We start from the raw sequence: 6,146 nt of genomic DNA, 5'->3' as shown, positions 1-6,146 counted from the left end.
TTTTAAGTAATCTGGTGAGAATAGGATGATGGACACACCTGTAACCATGCCGAACACAGAAGTTAAGCATCAATCCGCTGATGGTACTTGGTTGGTGACGACCTGGGAGAGTAAGTTATTGCCAGATAAAAGGTCTACCGACGTAAGACGAACTTCGTTGATAGACTTTTTATTTTTTAAAAATACTCCTTTTAAAATTAGTAAAATATTTTGCTTTAATTATTCCAAAATGGGCAAAGCTCATTACATATTATTAAAGATAAAAGAGTCTCCTGTAAGGGAGATTTTTTTATGTCCATTTTTAATAGGATTAAAAGTGATTTTCTTTTATTAGTTGTAGACTACACTTTATTGATTTTGTTAACATTTGTGTAAAAGATTAGTTCATTTTTAGCTTATTAATAAATTTATTTTAGTAATCTTACTGTAGGAGAATATTTTATAATTAAATTCATATATTCTTAAACATAATAATGATAGAAATATATTTCTTGAACTAAAAAAGCTGATGAGCAAAGTGTCATCAGCTAAATTATTACATATTATCTTTTACACCAACGGCAACCATTTTTGCTTTAGCACGAACTTCGCCGTCTGCTTCCATAACCATGTTAACTATAACTTTTCTCTCACCAATCTCTTCAGCAGTTGCTGTAATAGTTACTTCTTTATCCATTGGTGTTGGTTTTTTAAAGTCTACTTCAAGTCTTGCAGTTATAAATCTTCCAATAACTGTATCTTCGTTTAGCTCAAGTCCTAGATCTCTATGTTTAAACCAAGCTGCAGAAGCTGTTCCGTGACAGTCAAAAAGCATAGCAATCATACCGCCAAATAAATTCATTGGAACTCCACCAGTATATACGCTATCTGGAGTGATTTTAGCTATACATTCTTCGCCGCTTTCACTTGGATAAGATTTTAAATGTATTCCGTGTTCATTCTTTGGTCCACATCCCCAACAATATTGGAATCTTTCACCATAAGTTTCTTGTATTGCAATTTTATTTGTCATTTTTTCTCCTTTCAATTGTGAAAATAATATCTTTACATATATTATAGCATTAGTTAGTGAATTTAAAAATAAACTAAATACTTCGTGATTTTAAAATTTTTATTGGAATTCAAAATAGTGTATAATAATATTGTATTTGATAATATAAATCTTTTATCAATAAAATTTATTAGAGTGGTGATGAAATGAATCAAGGTATGAAAATTTTTGGAATTGTACTTGGAGTAGTAGTATTAATTATATTGGCATTTTTTGTCATTTTACATATTGCGACTTTGCCAACGCCTGACTTTCTTAGAAATGAAAGTGTAAATGGCATAATGATGACGGCAAGGGTAGAGGGCGATGAGAGAAAGCCCATTATAAAAACTTTTAAAGCGGGTGAGTATGATAATCTTTCTGATGAAGAGATTCAAGATGTAAAAGATAAAGTCTTTGGTAGAGTAGAAGGAGATATCCCATCACTTCATCTCAACACTGATAAAAATGTATATTTTGAATTTCACAATAAAAAAGATATTATCAAATTAGATGAAGATCCAAAAATAAAAATTTATGCTTCAGCATCTGATTATAGAGACGAAGATAAAAGTTTAAGAGAAATTGATGGAAGCTTGAAGAATTCAGACGATAATACTTATGTTTTTGAATTTAATAGATATAGGACTCAGTATGAAAAATATTTTTTGGAGCCACTGCGAGTTGTAATTTATTATAAAGTTGACGGAGAAGATTATGTCTCAACTTTTGCAATATTTACAGACAATGCTAATGAGGGAACTGACTATTTCGAAAATGAAACATTGAATGAGCCAATTCCTGCAGAAGTATAATTATATTTTCATAAAGTCATGTCTAAATTTATAGATATGGCTTTTTTTATTTTTTATATTTTATACTGTAAATAAAGAAGAATTAGCTAATTATATTTGAAGACAAATAATTTTAATTGTATACTTAATACAAGTATAGTGCATTACAAGATAAAACGTTTTAGTAAACTAAAAAAGGAGAGATTATATGAAAAAACAATTTAAAAAAGTTTTACTACTCATACTGGTAGTACTTATGTTTATACCTTTAAGTGTATTTGCAGAGAGTAATATTAAGCTTTGGATTAATGGAAATTTTGTAAACAGTGATGTAGATCCTGTTATTTTAGACAATAGGACTCTTGTGCCTGTTAGAGTTATTACAGAGAATTTAGGTTATAAGGTGGAGTGGAATGCAAAAACCCAAGAAGTGAATATAATTTATGATGAAGATAATTATTTTACTTTTACAATTGGGAAGAAAGGCTATTATGCTGGCGATACTTTTAATGACAGTGATATTGCTCCTAAGATTATTAACGACAGAACTTTTGTACCTCTTAGAATTATTGCTGAAGTAACGGGAAATAAAGTCGATTGGGATTCCAATAACCGTGTTGCAATAGTTGGTGAAGGTTATAAGCCTATTGTTAAAAATAATACTGAGAAAAAGGTCACAACTACGAGTACAGTTAACGAGAAAACTCCTGTAACTGGTGTGTATGTAGGTAATTTAAATTCTCATAAGTTTCATTACAGCGATTGTAAATCTGTTAAAAAAATGAGTGATAAAAATAAAGTTGGATTAAATTCTAGGGAAGAGGCAATTAATGGTGGTTATACTCCTTGCCAAATTTGTAATCCATAAAAGTTATGAGGTATAGTTTTTATAAATTATTAATTTTATTTTTTATTATGCTATTAAATACTCTAATATAAAAGGATGTCTTCATTAATTGAAAACATCCTTTTTTGCCACGTAATTAAATTATATATTGAGTTCTACGACTCTATCTTCTTTTAGAGATTTTTGTATATCGATTATTCTTTGATTTGATGATCCTCGAAATTTTAGTTTTAAGTCTTTTAATTCTTCGACAAAAGGACCATCGACTAAAACGTCACAAAGTTCTAAGAGTTTTTTCTTGTTATCGTCTTTTATCAGTTCATCAAAAGTGTAGCCAGAGAAAATCCATATATCTTTTGTTATTTCTTTTTTAATATTTTTAATAATTTTATACAGGTCTATCTCGTTTTGGAAGGGCTCGCCACCAAGAACTGTGAGTCCTTTTACTTCTTCTAATTTTAAATAATCTATAATCTCTTTGGTCTCTTTGTCAGTCCAAATATCTCCAAAGTTAAAGTCTTGATATTCTTCGTTGAAACAGTTTTTGCAGTTTCTAGTGCAACCTGTTACAAAGATTGTGCTTCTAATGCCAGGGCCATTGGCTACGTCATATTTTCTTATTTGTCCGTATCTCATTATATGTGGAGTACCCTTGCGTTTATTTCTTTAGTTCTGCCTTCGTTCCAGAAGTTTTCACCCAAGTATCCACAAGTTCTTCTAACTACTGAAAGAGTTGCTCTGTCAGTGTTGCCACATTGTGGGCATTGCCACTGGCCTTTTTCATTTAATTTTATTTCGCCATCAAAACCACACTCTGAGCAGTAGTCTGATTTTGTATTAAATTCAGCGTATTGAATGTTGTCATAAATAAATCTTACAAGTGTTTCAAGAGCTTCTAAGTTGTGGCTCATGTTTGGTATTTCTACATAAGAGATACATCCACCTGTTGATTTGTCTTGGAATTTAGCTTCAAATGTAAACTTTTCAAATGCTGAAATTTTTTCTCGAACGTCAACGTGGAATGAGTTGATGTAGTAACCCTTGTCAGTTACATTTTCGATTATTCCAAATCTTTCTTTGTCTATATTTGCAAATCTTTGTGTCAATGACTCTGCTGGTGTTGCGTATAGTGTAAATTTAATTCCGTATTCTTCTGTCCATTTTTTGCAAGCTGCATTTAGTGCATCCATTATTTTCATTGCAAATTGGTAGCCTTTTTCTGAAGTGTGGCTTACTCCTTTAGTAAGGATTGTTGCCTCGTATATTCCAATGTATCCAAGAGAGACTGTAGAGTATCCGCCTTCAAGAAGTGGAGCAATTGGTTCGTGTTTTCCAAGTCTTGCAATTGCACCATGTTGCCAGTGAATAGGTGAGGAGTCACTAGTTACATTTTTAAGGTGTTCATATCTTAAAAGTCCAACTCTTTTAACAAGATCAAGTCTCTTTTCAAGAATTTCAAAGAACTTATCTTCGTCGCCGCCAGCTAAGATTCCTATTTGAGGTAAGTTTATTGAGCAAGCGCCCATGTTAAATCTACCTTCGAATTTATATTTTCCGTCTTCATCTTTGTATGGAGGTAAAAATGCTCTACAACCCATTGGGCTAAATACATTGCCTTCGTAGTTTGCACGCATTTTTTTAGCAGAAATGTAGTCTGGATACATTCTCTTTGCAGTGCAACGAATTGCAAGGGAAGTTAAATAGTAATATTTAGAATCCTTGTGAACATTATTTTCGTCCAATACATATATTAATTTAGGGAAGGCTGGAGTTACATAAACACCAACGTCATTTTTAATTCCTTGAATTCTTTGTTTTAAAATTTCTTCGATTATCATCGCAACTTCATCAACGTATGGATCGTCGTCTTCAAGCCACATGAATAATGTGACAAAAGGAGCTTGACCATTTGATGTCATGAGAGTATTTATTTGATACTGAATAGTTTGAATTCCGCTTTCAAGGTCTTTTTGTGTCATCTTGTTGGCCATTTTTTCTGCCAATGTTACATCGCCAAGAGCATCAAGAGCAAGATTCAAGTTCTTTTCATAAGATCTTCTTAAGTATTTACCGAGGCATGAGATATTTATACTTTGTCCGCCATATTGGTTAGAAGCAATTTGTGCAATGATTTGAGTCATTACATTGCAGGCAACTTGAAAAGATTTTGGTGTCTCAATCATCTTTCCGTTTACGACAGTTCCGTTATCAAGCATATCTTTCATATTCACTAAGCAGCAGTTAAATATCGGCTGAATTATATAGTCCATATCGTGAATATGTATCGCTCCAGAATCGTGTGCCTCCACAAGATCTAGTGGTATCATTTTTCTCTTTGCTATGTCTTTTGATACTTCGCCGGCAATAAGATCTCTTTGTGTAGATGCAATTACAGCATTTTTGTTTGAGTTTTCGTCCATTAAATCTGAATTTGTTTCGTTTAATAGACCGAGTATATCTTCGTCAGTTGTGTTTTGTTCACGTTTATATTGTTGAACTGATTTGTATGATTCATAAGCTCTTGCAGTTGCAGGGTTTTTATATTGAATAAGTCTGTAATAAACTTCGTCTTCAATATCATAAATAGAAAGAGGAACTTTTTTAGAATTTGCTAACTCTTCTATTTCACGTGCAATATTTTCAGCTTGATTTTCTACATAAACGCCAGAGCTTGAGTTCATAGCTTTTTCGATTGCTATTACAATTTTGTCTCTGTCGAATTCAACAGTCTTACCATTTCTTTTAATTACGTTTGGCATTTTGTCCCCCTCCAATATAAAGTTTGATTCTTTTAATTACGATATTATTATACAACATATTGTGGTATAAATCAAGAGGGCGACGATATATTGTGCATTTTTTACAGTACACTTTATCTTTAATTTAGTCAGTAGAGTAAAATAACAAGCCCAAAATATGTTATAATTTAGAAAAGGAGGATAGCTATGCTTAAAATTTTTACAGATGTTTTGGACCCATTTTTGTGGGGAATCTATCCAAAGATAAGAAATTATGAATTTTTTTACGAGAATTTTGAATATGATTTTGTGATGTCGGGACTCATTGGAAATTATGAAGAGTTCTTGCCAGAAAATTTTAGAGATAAAAATAATGTCTCTCTTGGCAACAAAATTTTATACGACATGTATAGAGCGACGGCAACTATGACAAAGATGCCTGGATTTTCTGAAATTCCAAATTTATATACAGACAAGTACAAATCTACATATCCCTTAGATAAATATTATCTTGCGTTTAAAGAAATAGATAGAGCTTCTTCAAAAAAATATATGAGAAGACTTTTGGAGTATGCGATTTTGTATGAAAAAAATATTTTTTTGCCAGACGTTCAAAGAGAAATTCTAAAAGAGTTTGACGTGGACTTTGAAGAGTTCTTTATGGAATATGAAATGATTGACGAAATATTTTTGGAAAACAGAATGCTTTCATTTGATTATAGAATTAAAAAACTTCC

At 31.5% G+C, this 6,146-nt stretch carries 6 protein-coding genes and 1 rRNA gene; 4 read left to right on the top strand and 3 right to left on the bottom strand.

What is annotated here, in order from left to right:
• The first annotated feature begins 10 nt into the window (after positions 1 to 10).
• Positions 11 to 127 (top strand): 5S ribosomal RNA (gene rrf, locus ACOX6R_RS07020).
• A gap of 408 nt (positions 128 to 535) precedes the next feature.
• On the opposite strand, the gene ACOX6R_RS07015 is transcribed toward rrf, so the two are convergent.
• Positions 536 to 1,012 carry a hotdog domain-containing protein gene (locus ACOX6R_RS07015; RefSeq protein WP_433448663.1) on the bottom strand — a complete coding sequence of 159 codons (477 nt, stop codon included), beginning with the start codon at positions 1,010 to 1,012 and terminating at the stop codon, positions 536 to 538.
• A 185-nt stretch (positions 1,013 to 1,197) separates the two neighbouring features.
• Between ACOX6R_RS07015 and ACOX6R_RS07010 the strand changes: the two genes are divergently transcribed.
• On the top strand, positions 1,198 to 1,845 hold the full coding sequence (locus tag ACOX6R_RS07010) for a hypothetical protein (protein WP_433448661.1): 648 nt from the start codon (positions 1,198 to 1,200) through the stop codon (positions 1,843 to 1,845).
• 187 nt (positions 1,846 to 2,032) lie between these two features.
• Positions 2,033 to 2,692 carry a copper amine oxidase N-terminal domain-containing protein gene (locus tag ACOX6R_RS07005; protein WP_433448660.1) on the top strand — a complete coding sequence of 220 codons (660 nt, stop codon included), beginning with the start codon at positions 2,033 to 2,035 and terminating at the stop codon, positions 2,690 to 2,692.
• Positions 2,693 to 2,812: 120 nt separating this feature from the next.
• Here ACOX6R_RS07005 and nrdG read toward each other — a convergent pair whose 3' ends face one another.
• Both nrdG and nrdD read right to left on the bottom strand, forming a co-directional pair.
• Positions 2,813 to 3,307: an anaerobic ribonucleoside-triphosphate reductase activating protein gene (nrdG, locus tag ACOX6R_RS07000; RefSeq protein ID WP_433448659.1), complete on the bottom strand. Its 495-nt coding sequence runs from the start codon at positions 3,305 to 3,307 to the stop codon at positions 2,813 to 2,815.
• Positions 3,307 to 5,430, bottom strand: coding sequence for an anaerobic ribonucleoside-triphosphate reductase (nrdD, locus tag ACOX6R_RS06995; RefSeq protein ID WP_433448658.1), 2,124 nt, complete (start codon positions 5,428 to 5,430; stop codon positions 3,307 to 3,309). The genes nrdG and nrdD overlap by 1 nt, the downstream gene beginning before the upstream one ends.
• Before the next feature lie 186 nt (positions 5,431 to 5,616).
• Here nrdD and ACOX6R_RS06990 point away from each other — a divergent pair.
• A partial coding sequence (locus ACOX6R_RS06990; RefSeq protein WP_433448656.1) for a disulfide bond formation protein DsbA occupies positions 5,617 to 6,146 on the top strand: 530 nt, incomplete at its 3' end.

The organism is Peptoniphilus sp. (assembly GCF_050943655.1).
Classification (GTDB): Bacteria; Bacillota; Clostridia; order Tissierellales; family Peptoniphilaceae; genus Peptoniphilus_A.
This window is presented reverse-complemented; position numbering and strand designations above follow the sequence as displayed.

Coding starts and splice junctions, on each gene's coding strand:
- nrdG (WP_433448659.1), bottom strand. CDS start 3,307: ATGAGATACGGACAAATAAGAAAATATGACGTAGCCAATGGCCCTGGC.
- ACOX6R_RS07010 (WP_433448661.1), top strand. CDS start 1,198: ATGAATCAAGGTATGAAAATTTTTGGAATTGTACTTGGAGTAGTAGTA.
- ACOX6R_RS07015 (WP_433448663.1), bottom strand. CDS start 1,012: ATGACAAATAAAATTGCAATACAAGAAACTTATGGTGAAAGATTCCAA.
- nrdD (WP_433448658.1), bottom strand. CDS start 5,430: ATGCCAAACGTAATTAAAAGAAATGGTAAGACTGTTGAATTCGACAGA.
- ACOX6R_RS07005 (WP_433448660.1), top strand. CDS start 2,033: ATGAAAAAACAATTTAAAAAAGTTTTACTACTCATACTGGTAGTACTT.